The organism is Cryomorpha ignava (assembly GCF_010686655.1).
Taxonomy (GTDB): Bacteria; Bacteroidota; Bacteroidia; order Flavobacteriales_D; family Cryomorphaceae; genus Cryomorpha; species Cryomorpha ignava.
This window is the reverse complement of record NZ_JAAGVY010000036.1, coordinates 1-22,923: the sequence shown is the minus strand read 5'-3', so window position 1 is coordinate 22,923 and position 22,923 is coordinate 1. Positions and strand designations below refer to the sequence as shown.

The 22,923-nt window shown below is 40.3% G+C and carries 17 protein-coding genes; 9 read left to right on the top strand and 8 right to left on the bottom strand.

Annotated features, from left to right (window positions below):
* Positions 1-77 precede the first annotated feature (77 nt).
* Positions 78-797 (top strand): CDP-diacylglycerol--serine O-phosphatidyltransferase, encoded by a 720-nt coding sequence (pssA, locus tag G3O08_RS15640; RefSeq protein ID WP_163286324.1) that lies wholly within the window; start codon positions 78-80, stop codon positions 795-797.
* A 1-nt stretch (position 798) separates the two neighbouring features.
* The gene (gene purS, locus G3O08_RS15635; protein ID WP_163286323.1) at positions 799-1,056 is read left to right on the top strand and encodes a phosphoribosylformylglycinamidine synthase subunit PurS; all 258 of its coding nucleotides are present in this window, start codon (positions 799-801) and stop codon (positions 1,054-1,056) included.
* Positions 1,057-1,058: 2 nt separating this feature from the next.
* On the opposite strand, the gene lptB is transcribed toward purS, so the two are convergent.
* The 3 genes from lptB to tatC all read right to left on the bottom strand — a co-directional run bounded on the left by lptB (position 1,059) and on the right by tatC (position 5,102).
* Positions 1,059-1,745 (bottom strand): LPS export ABC transporter ATP-binding protein, encoded by a 687-nt coding sequence (gene lptB, locus G3O08_RS15630; RefSeq protein WP_163286322.1) that lies wholly within the window; start codon positions 1,743-1,745, stop codon positions 1,059-1,061.
* 9 nt (positions 1,746-1,754) lie between these two features.
* Positions 1,755-4,211, bottom strand: coding sequence for a DUF5686 and carboxypeptidase-like regulatory domain-containing protein (locus G3O08_RS15625; protein ID WP_163286321.1), 2,457 nt, complete (start codon positions 4,209-4,211; stop codon positions 1,755-1,757).
* 69 nt (positions 4,212-4,280) lie between these two features.
* Positions 4,281-5,102, bottom strand: a complete 822-nt coding sequence (tatC, locus tag G3O08_RS15620) for a twin-arginine translocase subunit TatC (RefSeq protein ID WP_163286320.1) — start codon at positions 5,100-5,102, stop codon at positions 4,281-4,283.
* Between the two features lie 247 nt (positions 5,103-5,349).
* Here tatC and recQ point away from each other — a divergent pair, with 247 nt between their 5' ends.
* From recQ to G3O08_RS15595, 5 genes are all read left to right on the top strand, one after another.
* Entirely contained in the window at positions 5,350-7,536 is a 2,187-nt protein-coding gene (gene recQ, locus G3O08_RS15615) for a DNA helicase RecQ (protein ID WP_163286319.1), read from the top strand.
* 458 nt (positions 7,537-7,994) lie between these two features.
* A complete protein-coding gene (locus tag G3O08_RS15610) occupies positions 7,995-8,894 on the top strand; it encodes a T9SS type A sorting domain-containing protein (RefSeq protein ID WP_163286318.1) in 900 nt (299 codons plus the stop codon).
* Between the two features lie 121 nt (positions 8,895-9,015).
* The gene (locus tag G3O08_RS15605; protein ID WP_163286317.1) at positions 9,016-10,635 is read left to right on the top strand and encodes a hypothetical protein; all 1,620 of its coding nucleotides are present in this window, start codon (positions 9,016-9,018) and stop codon (positions 10,633-10,635) included.
* Positions 10,636-11,045: 410 nt separating this feature from the next.
* Complete coding sequence (locus tag G3O08_RS15600; protein ID WP_163286316.1) at positions 11,046-14,027, top strand: sensor histidine kinase; 2,982 nt, start codon at positions 11,046-11,048, stop codon at positions 14,025-14,027.
* 45 nt (positions 14,028-14,072) lie between these two features.
* Positions 14,073-14,729 carry a response regulator transcription factor gene (locus tag G3O08_RS15595; RefSeq protein ID WP_204336901.1) on the top strand — a complete coding sequence of 219 codons (657 nt, stop codon included), beginning with the start codon at positions 14,073-14,075 and terminating at the stop codon, positions 14,727-14,729.
* A 21-nt stretch (positions 14,730-14,750) separates the two neighbouring features.
* On the opposite strand, the gene G3O08_RS15590 is transcribed toward G3O08_RS15595, so the two are convergent.
* Positions 14,751-15,938, bottom strand: coding sequence for a M20 metallopeptidase family protein (locus G3O08_RS15590; protein ID WP_239541276.1), 1,188 nt, complete (start codon positions 15,936-15,938; stop codon positions 14,751-14,753).
* An 81-nt stretch (positions 15,939-16,019) separates the two neighbouring features.
* A complete protein-coding gene (locus G3O08_RS15585; protein WP_163286315.1) occupies positions 16,020-19,292 on the bottom strand; it encodes a BamA/TamA family outer membrane protein in 3,273 nt (1,090 codons plus the stop codon).
* 122 nt (positions 19,293-19,414) lie between these two features.
* On the opposite strand from G3O08_RS15585, the gene G3O08_RS15580 reads away from it, so the two are divergent.
* Positions 19,415-20,047 carry an MBL fold metallo-hydrolase gene (locus G3O08_RS15580; protein ID WP_163286314.1) on the top strand — a complete coding sequence of 211 codons (633 nt, stop codon included), beginning with the start codon at positions 19,415-19,417 and terminating at the stop codon, positions 20,045-20,047.
* Between the two features lie 42 nt (positions 20,048-20,089).
* On the opposite strand, the gene G3O08_RS15575 is transcribed toward G3O08_RS15580, so the two are convergent.
* Complete coding sequence (locus G3O08_RS15575; protein ID WP_163286313.1) at positions 20,090-21,376, bottom strand: T9SS type A sorting domain-containing protein; 1,287 nt, start codon at positions 21,374-21,376, stop codon at positions 20,090-20,092.
* A 219-nt stretch (positions 21,377-21,595) separates the two neighbouring features.
* Here G3O08_RS15575 and G3O08_RS15570 point away from each other — a divergent pair, with 219 nt between their 5' ends.
* Entirely contained in the window at positions 21,596-22,171 is a 576-nt protein-coding gene (locus G3O08_RS15570; RefSeq protein ID WP_262888978.1) for a helix-turn-helix domain-containing protein, read from the top strand.
* A 167-nt stretch (positions 22,172-22,338) separates the two neighbouring features.
* On the opposite strand, the gene G3O08_RS15565 is transcribed toward G3O08_RS15570, so the two are convergent.
* Together G3O08_RS15565 and G3O08_RS21915 are read right to left on the bottom strand one after the other, a co-directional pair.
* The gene (locus G3O08_RS15565; RefSeq protein WP_163286312.1) at positions 22,339-22,800 is read right to left on the bottom strand and encodes an RES family NAD+ phosphorylase; all 462 of its coding nucleotides are present in this window, start codon (positions 22,798-22,800) and stop codon (positions 22,339-22,341) included.
* Positions 22,797-22,923 (bottom strand): antitoxin Xre/MbcA/ParS toxin-binding domain-containing protein (locus G3O08_RS21915; protein WP_163286311.1); only part of this gene is annotated, 127 nt, incomplete at its 5' end. The genes G3O08_RS21915 and G3O08_RS15565, both read right to left, overlap by 4 nt.

The window sequence follows — 22,923 nt, the reverse complement described above, 5'->3', positions numbered from 1 at the left end:
CGAAGTTAGCGATCGATTCTGATCTAAAACTAATTGAACGTAAAAAAATTGCTTTTGGATTCATTAATTTCGCGCAAATGAAAGTAAAATATCAGATTCCTAATATCATCACGCTTAGCAATTTGCTTTGCGGCGCTATATCGGTTTATTTCGTCACGCAAGGTAACCTTCCCCTTGCAGCCATTCTAATTTTGGCGGGTGCTTTTTTAGACTTCTTTGATGGCTTGGCAGCCAGACTCTTAGGCGTGTCGGGCGAAATGGGGAAACAGCTTGACTCACTCGCCGATCTCATTAGTTTTGGTCTTGCACCGGCTTTTATAGCCATGCATCTGGCCGGTGCTTTTGCAAATGACGTTGCATTTTCAATTTGGGCCTTTACTCCCATAATTATTGCGCCTTTCGCTGCTTACCGGCTGGCCAAGTTTAATATCGACGAAAGGCAAACTACTGATTTTATAGGTCTTGCCTCGCCGAGCAATGCCTTGTTCTGGCTTTCCATTCCGCTTATTCTTGCCTACAGCAACACAAGCTCTGGTCTTGGTAGCGTGTATTTGGCTTTCGCTGAATCGCAGATTTCTATAAACATTGCTGCTTTAGTTATTTCCATACTAATGATTTCTGAAATCCGGTTTTTCTCGCTGAAATTTAAGTCGCTGAAATGGACCGGAAACGAGCTGCGTTTTATCCTTATTCTTGGAAGCCTTGCATTACTAATCGCTTTTGGAGTGCAAGCATTGCCAATTATATTACTTTTGTACTTTATTCTTTCAATAATCGATTACTTTATAAAGAAATAGAATGGAATTTACTGCCGAAATTGACATTATGCCATTAGATGCCCTGCTCGATCCACAAGGAAAAGCAGTATCGGGAAGCATGAAAAACCTGGGTTTGAGTGAAATTACGAATGTGCGTATAGGAAAGCACATTACGCTAAAAGTTAAAGCCAAGGACAAAAGCGAAGCAGAAGCCAAAGTTGATGAAGCGTGCAAGAAATTGCTTGCCAATCAAATTATGGAGAAGTACAGTTTTAGTCTGAAGGAATTGGTTGCCTAATTTCAATCAAAAACCTTCCGTCTCAATTCAAAGTTTTTACCGAGATACACTTTTCGCACCTGCTCATCGGCGGCCAGCTCTTCGGCCGTTCCTGACTTAAGTATATTTCCTTCAAAGAGCAAGTAGGCACGATCTGTAATAGAAAGGGTTTCCTGTACATTGTGATCGGTAATAAGAATCCCGATGTTCTTGTTTTTCAGAGCTGCAACAATAGATTGGATATCTTCTACAGCAATGGGATCTACCCCGGCAAAGGGCTCATCGAGCAAAATAAATTTTGGGTCTGTAGCCAATGCGCGTGCTATTTCAGTTCGGCGGCGCTCACCACCAGATAGAAAATCGCCGCGATTTGTGCGAACATGGTCTAGGCCAAGGTCGTCAATTAACGATTCGAGCTTTATATGCTGCTCCTGTTTAGTGAGCTTTGTCATTTCCAGTACGGCCTTGATATTATCTTCTACACTAAGCTTTCTAAATACGCTCGCCTCTTGCGGCAGATAGCCGATGCCTAGCTTTGCACGCTCGTACATTGCGCGATCCGTAATATCTTCGTTATCCAGAAAAATTCTTCCCGAATTGGGTCGCACCAGCCCCACAATCATATAAAAGTGTGCTACCTCCACCGAAACGCCTTTTACAACGGTTCTCTTTTTGTACTTCTTAATTAGACTACCGGTTTTTAAAATCATAATTCCTTTTTAGAACTGTATGTCAAATCCAATAAGCACGCCAAAGTTCTGTGTTCGCGGGTGATCTAAATATGTCAATCGCCAAATGGCATCGATTCGTACGAATTTAAAAATATTTTCTATTCCCACGTACGCTTCCGCGAATGGGCGCGTATCAAATGCATACGTATATTGCGGCAGCAGCATTTGATCGAGGTTTTTATCGCTAAAACTTCCGTAAATGGCGTTTACCCCAATAAGCTCGCGCCACTTCAATTTTTGAAAAAGCGGTATTTTATTGAAAAAGAGACCATCGAAATGATGTTCGGCGCGCAGAGCCACGTATTGATCACTGACAAACTCAAAATAATTCATGGTATTAAAAGCATTCGAATTCTGAAAAATACTTTCGCTACCGGCATGCACAAACTGCAATGGGTATGGCAATGCCTGCCAGGTTCTACCACCTTCAAGTGTATAGCGCAAAGTACCGAAAGGGCCAAGTGGAATTTTATCGTAAACCGATGCGGTAAGTTTCTGATACTTGTATTCACTTTCAAATACACCCGGAATACCAAAATCGACATTCACAGACAAAATAGGCCAGTTACTTCCAAGGCTCACCCGCTCGAACTCGCCTTCAACGAAATTTTCGCGATAAGCAAACCGCACTCCTACAGACACTTCTGAAGTCACAATTGAGGAAATATCTACCGGTTGCACTTCGCCATTTATATCTTCATTTTTCTGAAATTTCCAGTCGCCACGTGCTGCGAGATCTCTGCGCTTAAACTCCAACTTTGTAGAGAAGCCAGTAAACCACTCCCTTTCGGTAAAAATGCGTGCCTGCTTATTGAGAATCAGCCGGTTTTGTGGATTTCTTGACGTTAAGAACTGTATCCAGTGGTCGCGCGGAAATAAATTTGGCACCTGCCCTATCAACTCCAGATCTTCAGAATAATAGGCTCCCACGACTTGCCTGGGCTTCTTGCTAAGGAAATACTGCCCTCCCAGCATGTATTTAAACCGCTTATCGCGCGTTCCATAAGCTACATATCCCTCCAGCAGCAAGTTTGTGCTAAAATCATTGCTGGTACGCAAACCAAATTTTGGCCGAAAGCCTTCTACCTCATTGTAACTTAAAAAAGTAAATACGGGTCCTATTTCTAGCGGCCCTTCTACTTTATAGCCAAGAATAAGAAAGTTTACGACATCAATATAGGTCATAAATCGCGGATTGGTCTTTAAGCTATCCACCATATCGTAGATCGCCTGCTGGTCAGTGGTAATGGTTTCGTGACGTGCCTCACGCCAGTATTCATCCGACTTCTCATTAATCTGCGATTCAGAAATTACGTGTTCAGCTCCTCCGTAAAATGCATTGTCTTTGGGCTCATTTATCACAAAGTCGCGGTAGGTGGTAAGCTTTTTCCCGTAGAAGCCCATTTCGCCTTCAACAATTGTAAAATCGGCCAGTATATTTTCTTTAGTGAGCAACCACACTTCTTTCTCTACTTCCTGGTATTGATGGCGCACGCGTAGATCTGTGATAAAATTGATGTTGGCACTTTTTAGAATCCGCGCATCTATTTCTTTAATGGCATAGGTGGTATCATTTACCCAAAAGTGACCATTAAAGGCGAGTTCACTCTCATTTTTAGGGGTAAAATCAAGCCTGTAACACCATTTATTATCAATATACATGCTATCTACCAGATAATACTGATAGAAAGCCAGTCCATAATTTGAAATAGGACTGATAAAATTCTTACCAAAAATGCCCAGCGAATTATCATAGATATTGACATCCAAATACATTTGACCGAGAAACTGGGTTATACTCTCATTCTCAATACCCGATATTTTCGTGGCATGAATTATTTCTTTTCGCCCTTTTGGCTGCCGCTGATAATAATAATGCGAAAGCGTTTCGGTCATAAAAAAAGGAAGGGCTACTTTTCCCAGAGTGGAATCTATTCGATCAAAAACAAAGTCAAAGTCTTTGAACACCTTTCTTTCCGTAAATTTCTTTGAAAGATTATTCAGATCAAACTCAATCTTATTGTAAACTTCATACTGGTATGAATCGAGTTTTTCGCGATTATTTATCGGTTTATTCTTAATGATTTTTTTAAGAATGATATGAGCGGGATTCTCAAAATCTTTGGCGCTAATCACCACTTCCTCCAGACTAAATGATCCGGGCTCGAGAAAAAAATCAATTACCTGACTCTGGTCTCTTTTAACCGCTTTTGCCAGTGGTTTATACCCCACAAAGCTGGCCATGAGAGAGTCTTCTGCATAATAGGTTTCAATGCTGTATTCACCCTCAATATTAGAAGTGGTTCCTATTTTACTTCCCTTAAAGGCTATGTTTACAAAGGGAAGTGATTCTCTGGTTTTTGCATCGTAAATTTTTCCGGACACATTGGTTTTTTGACCGTAGGCAAGCATAGCAGGCAAAACGCAAAGTAGCAGTAGCAACATCCGCATCTGGGCATAAAGGCAATATTTTATTTGAGCTACCACTTTGAGGTTGTGAAAATTGAACGAAAATTAAGAATTATAAGATTTCAACTCATTGCGTTTAGCTTTTTTCACAACGATTCTGGCAATGTGTATGCTTATTTCATACAAAACAACAAGGGGCAAAGTTACCAAAATCTGACTGGTAATGTCGGGCGGAGTAATAATTGCAGCCAGAATTAAAACCCCTACCAAGGCGTGCTTTCTGTATGCTTTAAGCGACTGTGGGGTAACCAAACCAATCTTGGCCAGAAAGTAAATAACCATGGGCAACTGAAACACTATTCCGCTGGCGAGCGTGGTTGATGTAATGGTTGTAATAAACGAGTTTAGCGTAATAATATTATCTACCTGATCGCTTACCTTATACCCTCCTAAAAACTGTATTGAAAGAGGTGCAATAAGAAAATATCCAAATGCAACGCCACTTAAGAAGAGAAGCGAAGTAAAAAACACCACACCACGCGCCGTATTTTGCTCTTTATCTTTTAGTCCGGGTCTTACAAATGACCATAATTGGAAGAATACATAAGGAAACGCTAGGATAATTCCTGCAATAATGGACACCACAATATGGCTGGTAAATTGTCCGCTCATACTGATGTTTTGCAGTTCAAAATCGGCGGTTACGCAAAGACCATCAGCCATACCCACTTTTTGCGAAACAGCACACATTGCGCGATAGGTAATAAAATCTGCTTTTTTTGGCGCCAGAATAATCTGATCGAATATGATTCCCTTGAAAACAAATGCCGCTGATGCAAAAACTAAAATAGCAATAGCAGAGCGAATTACACGCCATCGCAACTCTTCGAGGTGCTGCAAAAAAGACATTTGATCGGTACTGCTCATTCTTAAATATGACCTAATTTGTTAATGGCTGCAAAAGTAAAACAATTCAGTACTTTGAGTTGCGTTAAGATGTAAACCTTATTAAGAAAATTTCGTATTTTTATCGTCTTTTAAAATTCCCCCCTAAGAAAAGAGAATTAATTGAGTTGCATTTTCATTTTATTGTAGTAACTTAATCGTGTAAAAAGAAGCTAACCAAGAGTTAAGTTGTTGATATATATTTCTTAAGTACCATATTTTTTAATCAATGATTACTGATACAATTTCACCGAAAGAAGCACTAGTTAAGTATTTCGGTTTTACCCAATTTAAAGGCGAGCAAGAGCTAATTATAGAGAGTATTCTTGCGGGGCATCACACTTTCGTAATTATGCCTACCGGAGGCGGAAAGTCTCTTTGCTATCAGCTGCCTGCTCTAATGAGATCTGGCACAGCTATAGTGGTATCGCCACTTATAGCACTAATGAAGAACCAGGTAGATGCCATACGCGGCGTAAGCGAGCACGAAGGTGTTGCGCATTTCTTAAATTCATCGCTCAATAAATCGGAAATTCAACGGGTAAAAGACGATGTAAACAGCGGAATTACCAAGCTGCTCTATATGGCACCCGAAAGCCTTACGAAGCAAGACTATATTGACTTTTTGAGAGAAGCCGATGTTTCGTTTTTTGCAGTTGATGAGGCGCATTGTATTTCTGAATGGGGTCACGATTTCAGACCGGAGTACAGAAGACTGCGCGCTATTATTGAAGAAATTAAATACGCACCGATAATCGCCCTTACAGCAACTGCTACCGAAAAGGTGCAGCAGGACATTCGTAAGAATTTGGGAATGACCGATGAAAAGGTGTTTAAGGCATCTTTTAACCGACCCAATTTGTATTACGAAGTACGCCCAAAGAAAGATGTGGCGCGTGAAATCATTAAATTCGTGAAAACAAAACCCGGAAAATCGGGAATTGTGTACTGCCTTAGCAGAAAGAAAGTTGAGGAAATTGCCGAAGCGCTTAAAGTAAATGGCATTAAAGCGCTTCCCTACCACGCCGGTATGGACGCCAATCAGCGCAGCAATCATCAGGATGCATTTCTAAATGAAGATGTAGATGTAATTGTTGCAACCATTGCTTTTGGGATGGGAATAGACAAGCCCGATGTACGATTTGTAATTCATCACGATATACCAAAAAGTATAGAGAGTTATTATCAGGAAACCGGTCGCGGTGGCCGCGATGGCGGAGAAGGCGATTGCCTGGCCTTCTACAGCTATAAAGACATTGAAAAACTCGAGAAATTCCTTCACGGAAAGCATATTTCTGAAATGGAAATCGGAAGGCAGCTTTTGCAGGAAATAGTTTCTTACGCAGAGAGCAGCATGTGCCGCAGAAAATTCATTCTCCATTATTTTGGTGAAGAGTTTGACAGTGATGATTGTGGCGGAATGTGCGACAATTGCAGATATCCCAAAGAAGAGTTTGAAGGAAAGGATGCCATACATCTCATATTGGAAACCATTAAGGAAACCAAGGAGAAGCACAAGGCTCGCCACATTTTAAACGTACTAACGGGTAGTGAAACTGCCGAAGTAAAAACATATCGTGACGATGAGCTAGAAATATTTGGTGCCGGAAAAGATGAAGATGAAAAGTATTGGCATGCTGCTATTCGCCAAGCCAATTTACGTGGATTGCTGCACAAAGAAATTGAAACTTACGGCACCCTTCACATTACTGAAAAAGGGCATGAGTTCCTAAAGAACCCTGTTTCATTTATGCTGATTAAAGAAAATGACTACAGCGATGTGGACGATGCTTTTGAAGGTGGACGAGACGGTGGAAGAGCATCATCAGATGAGGCGCTTTATAAAATGCTTATAAGTCTTCGCAAAGATATAAGCGCGAAAAAAGGTCTTCCGCCTTATGTTATTTTTCAGGATCCGTCTATTCAGGAAATGGCTACAAATTATCCTATTACCAAAGAAGAGCTTACACATATAGTAGGTGTAGGCGCAGGTAAGGCGAGCAAATTTGGTAAACCCTTTCTTGAACTAATCTCAAAATACGTTGATGAAAACGAAATAGAACGCCCTCAAGATTTTGTTGTGAAATCTGTTGTAAATAAATCAGGCCTCAAAGTTCATATTATTCAAAATATCGACCGCAAAGTTCCACTTGATGATATCGCACGGGCTAAAGGAAAGGAACTTGAAGAAATAATCGGCGAAATTGAAGCCATTGTAGGTTCTGGTACCAGAGTAAATATTGACTACTACATCAATCATATTCTCGATGAGGAAGATCAGGAAGATATTTACGCCTACTTTATGGAAGCAGAGAGCGAAGAATTGCAAGAGGCTTACGATGAGTTTGATGGTGACTATACAGAAGACCAGCTGCGGCTGATGCGCGTTAAGTTTATGAGCGAAGTGGCGAATTGAGCCTATCGACATTCTTAAATATTTTAAACCCGAAGACTTTTGTTTTCGGGTTTTTTGTTTGATAATGCGATTTGGCATTAACCATTCATTCGAAACAGAATATTCATTTGGTAATAGCTAACAAAGCAATGCCGCTTTGAAATGAAAATAAATAGCACTCATTTTTCGGAGTGCTTTACCCAAATCTATACGGCATATTAGATAGTGGTAAAAAATAGTTTTGAACTCCTTCATTCGGAATATCCGCTGACTTCTTGCGCCATAATTGCCACTGATTAAGAAACTAAAGCATGGCTGAACCTAGTCATTTGCAACGGCAGCTTTCAGAAAATTACAACTAATTGGTGATTTTATGGCATTGAATAGTATTCTATTTTTGGATTTAAATCCATTAAACAATAACTCAGAATCAATCCAAATTATTCAAACAAATTCATTTAACCTAAACCTTTCATGCCATGAAAAAAATCTACTTTTTTCTTTTAACGTTAATTATAGCAACTTCCCTTGCTGCGCAGCCAGTCGTGAATAGCAATAACTTAGAAACAGGCTCAGCATTTAATTTATACGCAATGAGCAATGTAAATATAGCAAATCTGGCAACAGCAGGAGCTGATATAACTTGGGATATTAGTGGCGCCACAGCCACTTTGATTGGATCGGTAAATTTTCTCGAGATGTCTGAAACACCCTATGCGGCAGCCTATCCCGAAGCCAATTTTGCCATGAAGTTTACTTCACAATCTGATGCATCAGTTAGTTACAGTCTTTTTAACCTTACTGAATCCGTTTTTGAAGAAGTCGCTAATAATGTAGGGACTGCCAACTCGGTGTCATTTTTAAATTACAGAACTTCTTTATCATTCCCTTTTTCTTTTAATTCATCTAATACTGATACCTACCAAAAAGAAAACCAAGAGATAAAAACTATTATAAATATGTACGATGGATATGGCACATTCACTGCCAACGCATCTACTACTACTGAAGTAATTCGTATGAATACAGATGACAATGGCAATACATCTATCAACTGGTGGAAATCGGATCCCCTCGTGCCCCTTTTTCAGGGAAGCAGTAATGGTTTTGTTCTGTGGGAACTCACATCAACTTCTATGAGTATCCCTGTATCTCACAGCAACCAATTAATTGAGATATATCCAAATCCGGCCGCGGATGAATTACATATTATAAATAAAGAACAGCTTTCTAAAATCGAAATCTATAATTCATTAGGACAGCTTCAGCTTACAACAACCCAGGCACTGATAGATATTTCCATATTGAAATCAGGTGTTTATATTTTGAAAGCCTGGTCTGAAAAAAGCTATGCTTCGCAAAAGTTTATGAAGTACTAATTACAAATACAGACAAGAAATACTGTAAATTTTTAGATAAAATGAATGAAGCATAGCCGAAAACCAGCTGGACTTTCCATTTTTGATTATAATTTAACTACACTAATAAATCTATTCTACCATGAAAACAAAATTTATCATTTCCGTGACTATTCTGTTCCTAATTAGTGCATTCAGCACACTACGGGGTCAGGAATTAAAAGAAGTCGTTCAGCCTCTTTCCGCAGATGCGACTAAAGGTTTCCTCAATACTATCGATATCGATCCGACCGGCACACTTCGCGTTACCTATAAAATGAAGGTGAAGAAGAAAAGTGATGACATTTCTTACGAAGATTACAGCTTTGATAAAGATTTGAAATTTACCGGAAGTCAGCAGGCTCAGGAGCCAAAAAGTACTTATGAGGATTATGAAAGAACTTCGTACATCGCCTATGTAGGCGGTACTACCTCTTTTGATGTATTGAGTATGAAACTCAAGATTTTCAAAATTGTACAACTTATGACTTGGGATCGTGCCCACCAATACTATGAAGTAAAAAAAACCATCTCAAAAGAAGACATTAAACCCAAAAATGATGACGGAAAAGTATATATGGGTTATGCCTCCTACAATTCAAGAGATCCAAAAAATACTGACCTTTTAGTATTGGCCAAAGCTGATACAAAAGACAAAGCTGAGAGTCAAGCGTTTTATATATTACTGTTTAACGATAAGTTAGAACTAAAGTCATTGCCATTAAGATTGGGTGGAGATTACTCGTTGGTTTATTCCGGTCAATTAAATGATGAAAATGATAATGTAATAATGATTTTCGCCCCCCGGGAAGGTACCGGAGACATAGCCGAATATATTTATTTACAGTACGACCTGACAGGCAACGAAGTATATCGGTCATCTTTTAAAAGCCCCGCTTCTGCTATGATTGTTACCGATATGGCCGAAAATGCCGGAAACGTCTATTTCATCGGTAGTTCCAGCAAAAGTAATAAGGCTTATGAAGATGTTTTCAGTGAATATGCGCCAATCTTTAATCCAGGTAATACCGGAGCCGGGGCGAATAAAGTCGACCTCAAATGGCAAAAGTCTTCAGAGGCCACAATGGAAAACCTACACTTGCTGAAGTTTACAGGCAATGAATTGGCAATGGCTTCCACCACGCCGACCAAGGCTTTCAAAGAGAAATTCAAAACCGTAAAAGGAGATAAGGGAGCATCTGTTTACAAAGGAAAAAAGTTTAATGTTACCAAATTTCATGTTACACCCGATGAAGAATATTTTGTAGCCGGACAGCTGGTCGGTATGGAGGCCATTGGAAAGGTATATTATGATCTCATTTGTTTTCATCTTGATAAGCAAGGCAACCTAAGAGCACAATATGGACTCGGCCGTTCATCGGAAGATAAGAAAAGTGAAATATTCAAGGTTCCGCAAAACTTCTATCCGGGCGAAAATGGAACCATATATTGGGAAGTGCTTGATGCAAAAGGCATAAAGGGATACGACTCTTTTGCAGATGCATATAACGGAGTACCTACCTTTTATCCTCAATATTTTCCACGCATAGTAGCCATCAATTTGAAAGATGCCGAGATGACCTCACTACATCAACTAGGCGGCGGTAAGTATTTTCTGAATCAAAAATTTACAGGCATCTACAATAAGGAAAAGCGGTGTATAACCTATATTGGTCGAGATTTGAAATACAAAAACCTCTGGGTAGGACAGGCTAAACTTTAACATTATTAGACAGATTTCGGATAAATAAGAAGTTCTCTTATGACTATTAGAAAGCTTCTTATTTACCGTTATTTAAAAGGAAATGTTCGACGCACAACAACAGATTATTGATATTCGGATTTATTATTGATATTGTTGGAACCCATATTCCCGGAGCAATTCGAAGAGTCGCTCCGGGAATTTTTATTTGAGATCCTTCAAGCGATGTAGTGATTTACGCCGCTACTTTCTTGATCGCCACTCCATCTCTACCCATGGCTCTCATACCATGCCCTCAAGTACAATGAATCACCTTCAATAGCAAAATCAATAAGCCAAGCCGGTGGAATACGATGAAGTAATATATATTGTTGACAAACATTAAAAAATTCACTTTATTTGTATAGCGCAAAAAAAACTGCAGCAATCCGGTGGCTTCAAGAAAGACGATTACCTGGGCAATCATTGTCCTGTTTAGCTCTCTGGTCACTTTTTCCTTTTCTCAAGGGCTACAGAGGTACCCAATTAGGGTATACTCAACTAACGATGGGCTATCTCAATCATCAGTTTACCACATCCTCAAAGACAAAAACGAATACATATGGGTTGGAACCGGAGATGGTCTCAATCAGTTAACACCAAGATCCGTTCAGGTTTTTAAGCGAGATTTTAATAACGAAACTGGACTTTATGACAATGCTATTCGCGGCATGATTGAAGATCCAAATGGAAATATTTGGATTGGCACTGACAGAGGCCTCAATGTTTATTCCTTTGATGAAAGGAAGGTTACGCGGAAATACAAGGGGAGCGAATTGCCCAAAGGTAATATTGTCCCAGCAGGATTCTACAACGGACAGATTGTGGCAATGAAACAGAATCTAGGTTTATTCTTGCTTGATCCTGCTACAGGAAAAATTTCCCGTCAATATCTATTTAAAGAGCTTTTCCATGCCGACAGTCATTTTTTCCTTATTGTTCAAAATTTTCTGTGGACAGCCACTCTGGATGGTCGTTTATTGAAACTAAATCTCGAAAACGGAGATGCTAGTTTCATTCCCCTACCCGACTTCGAAGAATTTAAAAATTTTTCCCAAATTGGCCCCTCACTTCTAAATGAAATTTACATAGCCTCAGATTCTTCGCTGTACAGTCTCAATACTGAAAATGGGAAATGGCGAAAAATCTTTTCCTTCGATGGTAGAATATCGACATTTGGATTTGTAAATAAAGATCAAATATGGGTAAGCCTCTTGGGCAAAGGACTCTGCCGGCTCAATCGATCAGGGGCACTTCTCGAACCATTTGTGCGCGAAATAAGCATAAATGGAAGAGACGCCATTGATCTCAGAACCATTTCTACTATTTCGCAAACCGATGACGGCTTGGTATGGCTCGGTGTAGAAGGAACGGGTGCGGTAAGTATTTTTCCCGAATGCAAATTTCAATGGATAACAAAAGAAGATCCGTATTTACCGGGACTTTCAAATTCATTCATTAGAAGTGTCGCCGCGTTGAATTCAAATGAAATATTGCTTGGCACATATCTTAGTGGTTTGTTTAATATCGATTTAAATAAAGAGAAAATCACACCAATAAAATATCCCGATGCATTGGGAAATGATATTACCGCTCTTCTTTTATGGAAAGAAGATACCCTCTTTTTGAGCAGCGAAACAGGTGTATGGATGCTGACAGGCTCAGAGCTTTTTCACCCCTCAAATACCAAAAGAATACTCAATCACAACGCTCGCCAACTTTCGAGAATTGCAAACAACCTTATAGTATCCACATCGCAGGGATTATACGCATTTTGTCCCGATTCTGATAGTGGTGCCCGATTGATTAAACCCGGAAATTTCATACATGCTTTTCCGACTCAAAACGAGCTTTGGACGGCCACTACAAGTGGCATTACCGTGTTTGACAACAGTATGATTGAAATAGCCGAAGGCGGAAACCAAATTGCCGAATACGAAATTAGGAGTTTGTACATCTCGGAAGAGAAGGGAGTATGGGTGAGCACCAGTAATGGGCTATTGAATATTGATTCAAAAAGCTTCAATATTCTCAAGCAATATACGATTAATCAGGGCTTACCGAATAATACTGTTTATGGTGTGCTTAGCGATGGAGACCGACTTTGGGGGAGCACAAACCGAGGGTTGTTTTCTCTAGATATACTTACAGATAATATTTCAACCTACACACAATCTGATGGACTTCGAACCAATGAATTTAATAGCGGCTGCTTTACTCACCTATCTGGCAGCCGGATGGTATTTGGCGGAGTAAATGGGCTTCATATCTTCACTCCTGAAAGCATTTCTAACGATCTGCCGAAGGCCAATGTTATACTTAAGAAAACGTGGATAAACGATAAAGAAATCGACCTGAACGAACTCAATGTCCCGTTGATGAGTACGCAACAAAACTTTGTTTTTGAGTGGGATGTTTTGGAGTGGACACATCCCGAAAAAATCAGGTTAGCTTGTAAACTTACCGGCCAGGATACGGGGTGGATAGCCTTAGATACCCAAAATAGAATTCGTTATACAGCCCTGCCACCTGGCGATTTTGAACTTTATACGTACACCTCAAATCAAAATGACTCACGAGGTAGTAAGCAATATTTTATAAGCTTTAACATTGCCCCACCTTTTTATCGTACCTGGTGGTTTATTACCGCCATCATCTTGGGTTTTGCATTATTATTCGGAACGTGGATTTACCAAAGAGCAGCTAGCCGGTACCAGAAAAAGCTGGCTATTCTGGAGCAGCAAAACGAAATGAACAATCTGCGCAAGCGTATCTCGCGTGATATTCACGACGACGTAGGCTCAGACTTATCAAAGATGCGCATGTTGCTGCAACAAGAAAAGCTGGTGGGACACAAAGTTCCTACTCATCTTTTAAAGCTACAGAAATTATCTGAAAAAGCATTATCTGGCTTGTCGGAAGTGGTTTGGACAGTTAATTCTGATTACGATCGCTTGCCGCAAATGGCAGCCTGGTTCCGCACTTTTGCCTACGATTTTTTCGAATCGGAAGATATCAGGGTTCGTTTTGAATGTCCTGAACAGCTGCCAGAGTATATGATAGACCCAGATATGCGCCGGAACTTGCTAATGATTTATAAAGAAGGACTCAATAATGTTGTAAAACACGCTGCTGCATCACAAATAATTATTCGCTTTGATTGTTCGCCAGGTGGGCTGCTATCAGTAGAATGGATTGATAACGGCGTAGGATTTAACACGAAAAAAGAATGTTGCGGAAACGGAATGCAGAATATGCGAAAGCGTGCAGAAACATCGGGTATGCAGTACACCATTATTTCAACACATACACATGGAACTCACATAACGATAAGTGGCCAACTGCACCAAAAATACCACGAAAGTGGGAGATAAAGAAATGCTAATTAGCTTTACTTTTAGCTAATACAACTATTTATAATGATTAAAGTCAGCCTGGTTGAAGACGATCCCGATTTCCAGCAGCTTTTGGCTTCAAGCCTTAGGTCTGATCCTGAATTAGAACTGGTGGGAGTATATAGTTCAGCCGAAGAGTTTATGATTGCGTATGAGAGCGCGCCTTGTGCGGTAGTGGTAATGGATATTCATCTCCCCGGCACATCGGGTATTGAGTGTGTGCGGGAAATGAAACTGAAATATCCGGAATTAATATTTAACATGTGTACAGTTTTTGAAGATGACGATCGCTTATTCGATAGCCTTAAAGCGGGGGCAGTAGGGTATATTCTGAAAAACAAAGCGACCGATGAAATTGCAGAATCTGTAAAAGATGTTTTTCGGGGTGGCTCACCCATTTCACCTGCCATAGCGCGCAAGCTGGTTATCAACTTTCGATCAGCACAAAATAAGGCAGACGTAGCTTCTGCCACTCTGTCAACACTCACCAGCCGCGAAAAAGAAATATTACAACTTCTTAGCCGGGGTTTTCGATACAAAGAAATTGCTGCACAGCTTTTTATAAGCGAGGAAACTGTGCGAACTCATGTTCACAATTTATACGAAAAACTTCATGTACAGTCGCGAACAGAAGCCATCAATAAAATATTTGGTTTACCAAACGATCGTAAAACGGACTAGATCTATGCGAAATAAATACAATTAATACTCCTCTAAAGCCTTAGCCGCCAGCGTTGCCATAAGCGAAGCTCCAATTTCAAGAGCGTCTTCGTCAATATTAAACCGGCTAGTATGAAGCGGTGCTCCTATCTTTTTTGCAGTATTGCTTGTACCAAGCCGATAAAAACAAGCCGGCACTTCTTGTGCGAAGTAAGCAAAATCTTCGGCTGTCATGCGCAATGGCAAGTCGTGCACATTTTCCTCACCCAGAAGGTCAATAGCTTTTTGCTTCGACCACGCCGTTAGGTCGGGATCGTTTACCAGGCAGGGATACCCCTTTCTGATTTCCAGATCTACCTCGGCACCCATAGATTTGCACAGGCCGTGAACCAATTCGGTGATGAGTCCGTGCAGTTTCTGTCGCCAATCTTCATTCAGCGTGCGCATGGTACCTTCTATCATTACCTTATCGGGAATAACGTTGGTGGCGCCATTGGCAATAACTTTTCCAAAAGAGAGTACCGTAGGCATATCAGGTTGGGCGCGGCGGCTCACCATTTGCTGTAAAGCGGTGAGCAATTGAGCTGTTACCAAAACAGGATCAATGCAGGTGTGAGGAAGCGCAGCATGGCCACCTTTTCCCTTTACGGTAATATAAATCTCATCGGCAGAAGCCATGTACATTCCCTGGCGGAAGCCCACCTGACCGACTTCCATATCTGGAAAAACGTGCTGGCCAAAAATCAATTCCACATTTGGATTTTTTAAAGCGCCATCGGCAATCATCAGAGAAGCACCACCGGGCAATCGCTCTTCGGCAGGCTGAAAAAGCAGGCGGACCTTTCCATTCAAATCAGCCTCCATCGATTTTAATATTTCAGCGGCGCCCAGCAAACATGTTGTGTGTACATCGTGCCCACAAGCGTGCATTACACCTTGATTTTTAGAAGCATAATCTATTTCATTCTCTTCTGTAATAGGCAGAGCATCCATGTCTCCCCGCAAGGCAACGAGCTTTCCGCCATCGTTTCCCACGTGCGCCACAATGCCGTATCCGCCTACATTTTCCTGAAAAGGGATACCCATTTCGCGCAGCCTTCCGGCAATGTATTTAGCAGTTTCTACTTCGTGAAACGACAATTCGGGATTTGCATGCAAGTGTCGCCGGTCTTTAACCAGCGCTTCGCGTGCCGAAGCGGCTTTTGAGAGAATATCAATGGGACGAATCAAAACGATTAAAAGAATTTATTAGAACCGGTGAAAAGCTCTATTGAAATAAAACTAAATGGTATGGAAAAATCAATCTCCATTTTAAAAATCTAAGGCTAAAGATAGATAAAACACAGAATCGAGAATAACGCCATCGTCTACACCCCATGCCCAATCTACTCTTACGAAATACCCCAGCACCCTGCTTCTAAGCCCAAAACCGTAACCATAAACGATAGGGTCTCTGTTATTTTGAACTTCAATAGTCAGGTTACCTGATTCAATGGTAGTGGTATTAAAGCTGTTTTCATCAGAGTATGGAGTCAGACCTGTCCATGCCGAGCCAACATCTCCGAAACCAATAACCTGGAAATTCTCAAGGAAATCGCTTTTGAGCGGCTTGCTAAAAAAGTAACTAAACACCGGCCAGCGAAGCTCTGAATTGAGTACGGCAAAAGTATTTCCATTTCTGGAGTTGGTAAAGAATCCACGCATTGGGCTACCCTGAGTCTGGAATCTGTAATTCTGGTCTGGATCTAAAGGAAGGCTATTATCCTGTTTTGGAATCAGCCAATTATCTACCCCACCGAGAAAAAACACAAGCCGTTCTTTTCCAATAGATGAACTTGCTCCGAGCCTGTTGGCCCAAATCAAGTTGCGGTGAATCTTTGTATAGTGGCGTAAATCGACCCCGAAAGTCATGAAGTCTCTTTCAAAATCAAGTGGGTCTTTATAATATTCGCCCCATGCCTTTGCGCGGATTCCCTGACGTAGATTAAGGCCTAGATTCAGGGCATTGTCAAATACTACTTCGGCTTTAAACCCGGCATAATTTTGAGATGTGATTTCTCGCCCAGCTGAAACCTGGTCTGTAGCCTGTGGAATAATGCGGTCATTTCTAAAAATAGCAGAACCGCGAAGACTGAATACTTCATTTATTGGCCAGCTAGCTCGAAAAGCACCCGAATAAGTTACAACCTGATTTACGGTAAAAGATCCGAAATAGCGTTGTGACTGGCGGAAGGCCTGGACACGCTTATCAAGACGCTTACTGAGATCTTCGCCCGAGAGCATGAATGTATTGTTATCAAAACTTCCGGCTATTCTAAATCCACCTACAATTTTATAATCTTCAAAGAGGTCGCTCGTGCCAAACTTCATCAATCCGCTTAATCCGGGATTGAGATTCTCTGCTCCCGAAAGGTTTTGATAAAAATCGGTCATAAACGTATTGTCGAGCTGAGTAAGGACGTAATCGGTCGTGAAATTAATATTGTAATTACGTGCGCCGGGTAGTATGAGTGAATCGAGTCGCGACACCCCTTCTTTTTTGGGCAGGTATTTCGGGTTGTCAGGTTCTACCTCGGTTATTGTAATCGTTTCGCGCTCAAAATCAAAGTTTTGCTCACCTTCAAATTGGTAATTGTAAATATCTATTACTTCCGGATTGTCCACGTCCGCTGAATCCGGGTCGTCTTCGTAAATCTTTATCGGAATTACAGTTTCAATTCCATCATCAATATCTTTACCGGTTTCTCGTTGCCCGATTTCAACATTCTCATCTGTATCTTCTATTCGTGCTACTCCATCAAGGACATCATTTTTAAACAATCCGGTATAAAAATGATACTTCCCATTTTTATAAGCCATAGAAGCATAGCGGCCATTTTTGGGATGGACGGAATAATTGAGCAGATTGTGCTGATAATTGCTCAATGGCGCTGCCGAAGTAAAAAACCTATAGTGAATTGTGGTGTCAATACGGCTTATCGTACTATCGTAAGTAGCTACATATCGGTTCATTACCCCTTCAAAATCGCCTCTGAAAGTGTAGCGGATACTATCGTACTGATACGGTTCCTGTTCAATAATATTGGGCGTATCAGTAATTCTTTCCAAATAAGGCGACCGCGATTTGAGATCGAATGCAAATACATCGCGATTCTCTCGTATTACGTTTGGAACCATTCCAGTTCGCAGGGTATCGTCGGGACGATTTGAAGTGAAAATGATTCTATTTCCATCAAGAGAAAAACTGGGATCAAAATCTCCATAAAAATCATTGGTTAATCGCTCCTGTCTATTTCCAATATTGTAGTAGAGGTAAATATCGGTTTGGCCATTGTCCACTCCCGAAAAAACAATTTGCTGTCCATTCGGACTGTACTCCATTGAGAGGACTTTATCAAGCTGAAAAATCTCTCTTTTGGTAGTTTTCTTATCGTCAATATTATAAGAATTGAGAACAAGTTTGCCTCGCTTTTCGGTGATGTACGCAAACGCGCCACCAGAGGGATGCCAGGCGATAACGGGAAAGCTGTAATCTACAATTCTTTCAAGCTTATGCTCTGCTTTGAGAATTTTCTTGCGTTTGCCTTTTGTAATATCGTAAAGATAAATACGGTATTGGCCTAAGACATTGCTTACGTAGGCGGCATATCGCCCATCCGGACTAATTTCAAATTGGGTATAAACCCGCTTTTTCTTGGTTTTAATGGGTAATTCTGTAAGTTTTATTTGCTGCTTTGAGAGCTCTGCTACAGTGTACTCCCCTTTGTAATAGGCTATAAATTCTTTTGTAATGGTATCGAGCGATTTTCCTAGAACAAATAAAAACCCGCTTTCTACATTTCGGCTCACCCGAGACATGTAGAGAATGTTTGGGATAATATTTTCACCATAGGTATCTGCCACATACTTCCACAATGCGTAGCCGGCTATATGTGATTCGCGCCCCTGAAGACGATTAAATTTTTCATACCTGCCGCCCATTACACCGTCGCGAATTAGGCTCTCGGCATCGCGATCAAGATTTCCGGAAGCGTATATTATAAGCCCTTCGATATACCAATCAGGAAGATTGAGCAATGTGGAACTTTTTATTACATCGCGCCAATTGCCGCCATAGAGAATAGTTCCTACTAAAACCCGCGCTATACCGTCTTTAATTTGCTGTTCAAATTTTACATAATCGCCTTCAAAATAGACGAATACCTTTGAGCCAACTATCCGGGTAGCACCACCTATATTGTACTGCTCATCGCCGGTAATACCGATGTTGCTCTGCTTAAAATCGGCGTGTGTATTGTAAACGACAAACTGAATTTTATCGCTGATTGTATAATCAAACACATCTTCGAGCTCCAGAATATTCTTTTTGGCCACCTTACTGGCAAAAGCCGCCAATTGCTGCCCGCCTTCATAAAAATAAGTATCGTATTCTTTAAAGCGGTATTGTTGCCACAAAAATTCGCGGTATTGCACCCTGTTTTTGCCAAATTCATTTTGCGAACCCTGATAAAACTGAGCGTGCAAAGTAGTGCTTCCGACGAGCAGCAAAATGAAAAGACAGATGTAGTGCGTAAATTTTTGCATCAGAAGAAGATGTAAATATAACCAAAATGGGCGGTGTTTATTTTATCTTGCGCCCAAATTAAATATATACATCAATATAACATTTGCGGAAGCATTTACCCTATCCGTAAAAAACAGATTTTATGATTCATATTCAATCTTTTACATTTAATCCTTTTCAGGAAAACACGTATATCGTTTATACCGATAGCGGCGAGTGCATGATTATTGATCCGGGATGCTACGACAAAGTGGAAGAAGACAAGTTGAGTGATTTTATCACCAAAAAGAATTTAAAGCCTGTGCTATTGGTCAATACACATTGCCATATCGATCATGTTTTTGGAAATAAATATGTTTCAGAAAAATACAGTCTCACTCCTGTTATTCATTCTGCTGAAGAGCCAATGCTCGAAGCTGTGAGCCGCGTGGCAGAAATGTATGGGCTGGATTATACGCCCTCTCCAAAACCAACAATACTGAAAGACGAAGAAATTAAATTGGGCAAGGAAGTTTTCAAAATACTTTTTGTGCCAGGTCACAGCCCCGGCCACATTGCGCTTTATCACGCCGAGGCGGGTCAGCTGATTGTGGGTGATGTGCTCTTTCGCCAGAGCATAGGCCGCACCGATTTGCCGGGTGGAGATATGGATACTTTATTGAATTCTATCAGAACACAGCTTTTTGAGCTGCCCGAAAATACCGTGGTCTATCCGGGACATATGGATCAAACGACAATTGGCTACGAGAAAAAACACAATCCGTTTTTGAAATAGATTTAGTTCCAACCGGAAAAGTTGCGGTTTTGAGAAATGGTTTTATTTAACGACCAGTTTTCTCGAAACTACGCCTTCATTAGATTCTATTCGAAGGAAATAATTGCCTAAAGCGATTTCTGAAATATTTATATTCTCAAAATTTTGATTGATTGTTTTCACGATTCTGCCTGCTACATCAATTATTTTTACACTTATTAAATCTCCATTTTCGTTTTTAACAGAAACCAAATCGCGGGCCGGATTAGGGAAAACAGATATACCATCAGAGGGTTTCGGATTTTCAACAGTCAATACGTCTCCCCCATTGCTTGTTTTATAAATCTTTTGGTCTGTTAAAGCGTACCCAGTATTTTCAGTTGCAAATTGGATATCCTTCACAATTGCAGGTACATTCATATTCTGGGCTACCCAGGTGTTGCCGCCATCTGTAGTTTTGTGTATTCCACCGGCATTGTTGGTGTATCCTATATCCACGGAAGTGAAATAAAGTGTAGATAAATTAGTAAACGGACTAATAAAACTTTGCGACCAGGTAAGTCCGGCATCCGTAGTTTTTAAGAGCAAGCCATTACCACCTGTAGCATAGCCTGTTTGCGGACTTGGAAAGTGCATAGTCGCTACAAAGCGGTTGTTGAAATTATCGGCATCTTCCATATCGTCTGCATAGACTTCTTGCCAGGTTTCACCAAAGTCGCTTGAACGGTAAATTGAAATATGGTGATTATTTGGAGAAATCTGCTCAGTACAAGATGCAAAAAGCACTCCTGAAGATGTTAAATAAATATCTCTAATTTGAATTACGCTTTGACCATTTATTACCAATGTTGTAAAATTCGCACCCCCATCTTCGGTTCTTAAAAGTATATATGTGGAGGCCACAAAACCGGTATCAACATTTAAAAAGTCAATATAGTCAAAGGTATAAACCCCAAAACTATTTGTAGAGAGCGTATCCCAAGTTTCGCCAGCATTTTCTGTCTTAATTATCACGTCGGTAAAATTCCCGAAATATGTTCCTCCACATCCATAACCAACTTGATTTGTGGGAAAATCGAAATCGAAAATCCAGGAATATTCCAATCCCATTTGGAAATCTGACCAGGTTTCGCCGCCATTTACAGTGCGATAAATCTTACCCGTGTTGCCGTATGAGTATACAACAGTATCACGGTTTACCACTTCCATATAAGAATCATAAGTTACAGGAGAGTTCAGATAGTTCCACTGTGCCTGAACGAAGCCCGGAAGGCTTATTAAAATAAGGAACATCATGGGTGATGTGAATAGCCTAAAGCTTGCGGTTTGAAGTTTTTTTGAATAGGTCATAGGTTGTATTTTGGTGGATGATTGGCTGTTGATTTCAATCAAATTTAGGAAAACAAGAATGCATTTTGGAGAAAACTCATCCTTAAAAACCTTTTTGTTTGTAAGGCTAAGGCTTTGGTTTAATAGGTATTAGCCGGATTGGGAATATGGTAAGAACAAGAGAATGCTCCATTATCCTTTGTCTTATCTTTGCTTAAATTCGAAAACAAAAGTAAATCCTTGGAATCCGATAAAAGCATTCACATTAAAAACATGGTTTGTCCGCGGTGTATAGCGGCGGTTGAATCTGTGTTGCAAGAAATTGATATTCCTTACAACTCCATAAAACTCGGCGAAGTTGAATTAAAAACCGACTTGCCTGATGCAAAACGAAAAATGCTAGCCGACAAACTCAATATTCTTGGATTTGAATTGCTTGAATCAGACCGGTCAAAAACAATTTCCCAAATTAAAGGGTTAATAATCAACCAAATTCATCACAAAAAAGAAAAGCTAAAGGTAAATCTTTCGACATTTTTAGCCGATAATTTACACCAAGACTATTCCAGTCTTAGCCGATTGTTTTCATCCGTAGAAGGCATTACGATTGAGAAATTTGCGATGCGCCAAAAAATTGAGCGGGTAAAGGAATTGCTTTTTTATGACGAGCATAACTTATCTGAAATTGCATATGAAATGGAATATAGCAGTGTGGCGCATCTTTCGACGCAATTCAAGAAGGAAACAGGTATGACACCAACAGAGTTTAAGAGGAATAAGTCTGCGGTTAGGTCATCGATTGATGGTTTGGATTAAGAGATGCATTCATGAAAATTATCTTGGCTCTTTTGCAGGAGAATTAACCTAACCAAATTGAAACCAACGGCATGTCCGGAAGCTTTGCTGCTAAGCAAAGAGTGGACGAATCAAGCCTGCAACTTAACGGCAGCGATCTTGTGAAACTTTAGCACCACCTTGTGTTTCTATCTGCCAAACAATCGCTTTTCAAATGTGAAAGGTTCTACACTTTTGATCTTAATTTTCATAAAATCTTTATGACCCGGATTAATGAGGTAATTAAATTCATCTTGAATGATCGCTGATGGCACTTTAAGAACTAAAAAGTCATTTTGCTTCAGAAATTCATCTCCGACTTTTTTTGTGCTTTGAATATGTGGGAAAGTTCTCCAATTTTTTGGCAGACTATTAAGTTCACATTGTTTAATTTTTATGTTTTCAGGGATTTCAATAGAAATTAAAAAATAATCTTTCGGAACAATTCCAAGTGGCGTATGGACAGCAATTTCAGTAGTACAAAGCGCTCTGCTTTCGGCGGTATAAATAACGGCATTTCCTACGGAATTCCATCTGCCGCCACTCATTTCAGCACCTTTACCGGAAAGTTCATTCTTGTGTTTCTTCTTGCTAAGGCGATAAACAATCATGCTAATACGCCGTGTTCGATTCTTATTAATTCCTGATTTAGAATTGAGATTCCGAAGGAACTATCCAATAATGTTTTAGGCTTAATTCCCCCAAGAGCTACAATATTTGAGTCTAGCCATTGA

Bases quoted from the DNA above. Each gene is read 5' to 3' on its own strand.
- G3O08_RS15575 (WP_163286313.1), bottom strand. From the start codon at position 21,376: ATGACCTATTCAAAAAAACTTCAAACCGCAAGCTTTAGGCTATTCACA.
- tatC (WP_163286320.1), bottom strand. From the start codon at position 5,102: ATGAGCAGTACCGATCAAATGTCTTTTTTGCAGCACCTCGAAGAGTTG.
- G3O08_RS15595 (WP_204336901.1), top strand. From the start codon at position 14,073: ATGATTAAAGTCAGCCTGGTTGAAGACGATCCCGATTTCCAGCAGCTT.
- purS (WP_163286323.1), top strand. From the start codon at position 799: ATGGAATTTACTGCCGAAATTGACATTATGCCATTAGATGCCCTGCTC.
- G3O08_RS15585 (WP_163286315.1), bottom strand. From the start codon at position 19,292: ATGCAAAAATTTACGCACTACATCTGTCTTTTCATTTTGCTGCTCGTC.
- G3O08_RS15625 (WP_163286321.1), bottom strand. From the start codon at position 4,211: ATGTTGCTACTGCTACTTTGCGTTTTGCCTGCTATGCTTGCCTACGGT.
- G3O08_RS15610 (WP_163286318.1), top strand. From the start codon at position 7,995: ATGAAAAAAATCTACTTTTTTCTTTTAACGTTAATTATAGCAACTTCC.
- lptB (WP_163286322.1), bottom strand. From the start codon at position 1,745: ATGATTTTAAAAACCGGTAGTCTAATTAAGAAGTACAAAAAGAGAACC.
- G3O08_RS15580 (WP_163286314.1), top strand. From the start codon at position 19,415: ATGATTCATATTCAATCTTTTACATTTAATCCTTTTCAGGAAAACACG.
- pssA (WP_163286324.1), top strand. From the start codon at position 78: ATGAAAGTAAAATATCAGATTCCTAATATCATCACGCTTAGCAATTTG.
- G3O08_RS15565 (WP_163286312.1), bottom strand. From the start codon at position 22,800: ATGATTGTTTATCGCCTTAGCAAGAAGAAACACAAGAATGAACTTTCC.
- recQ (WP_163286319.1), top strand. From the start codon at position 5,350: ATGATTACTGATACAATTTCACCGAAAGAAGCACTAGTTAAGTATTTC.
- G3O08_RS15605 (WP_163286317.1), top strand. From the start codon at position 9,016: ATGAAAACAAAATTTATCATTTCCGTGACTATTCTGTTCCTAATTAGT.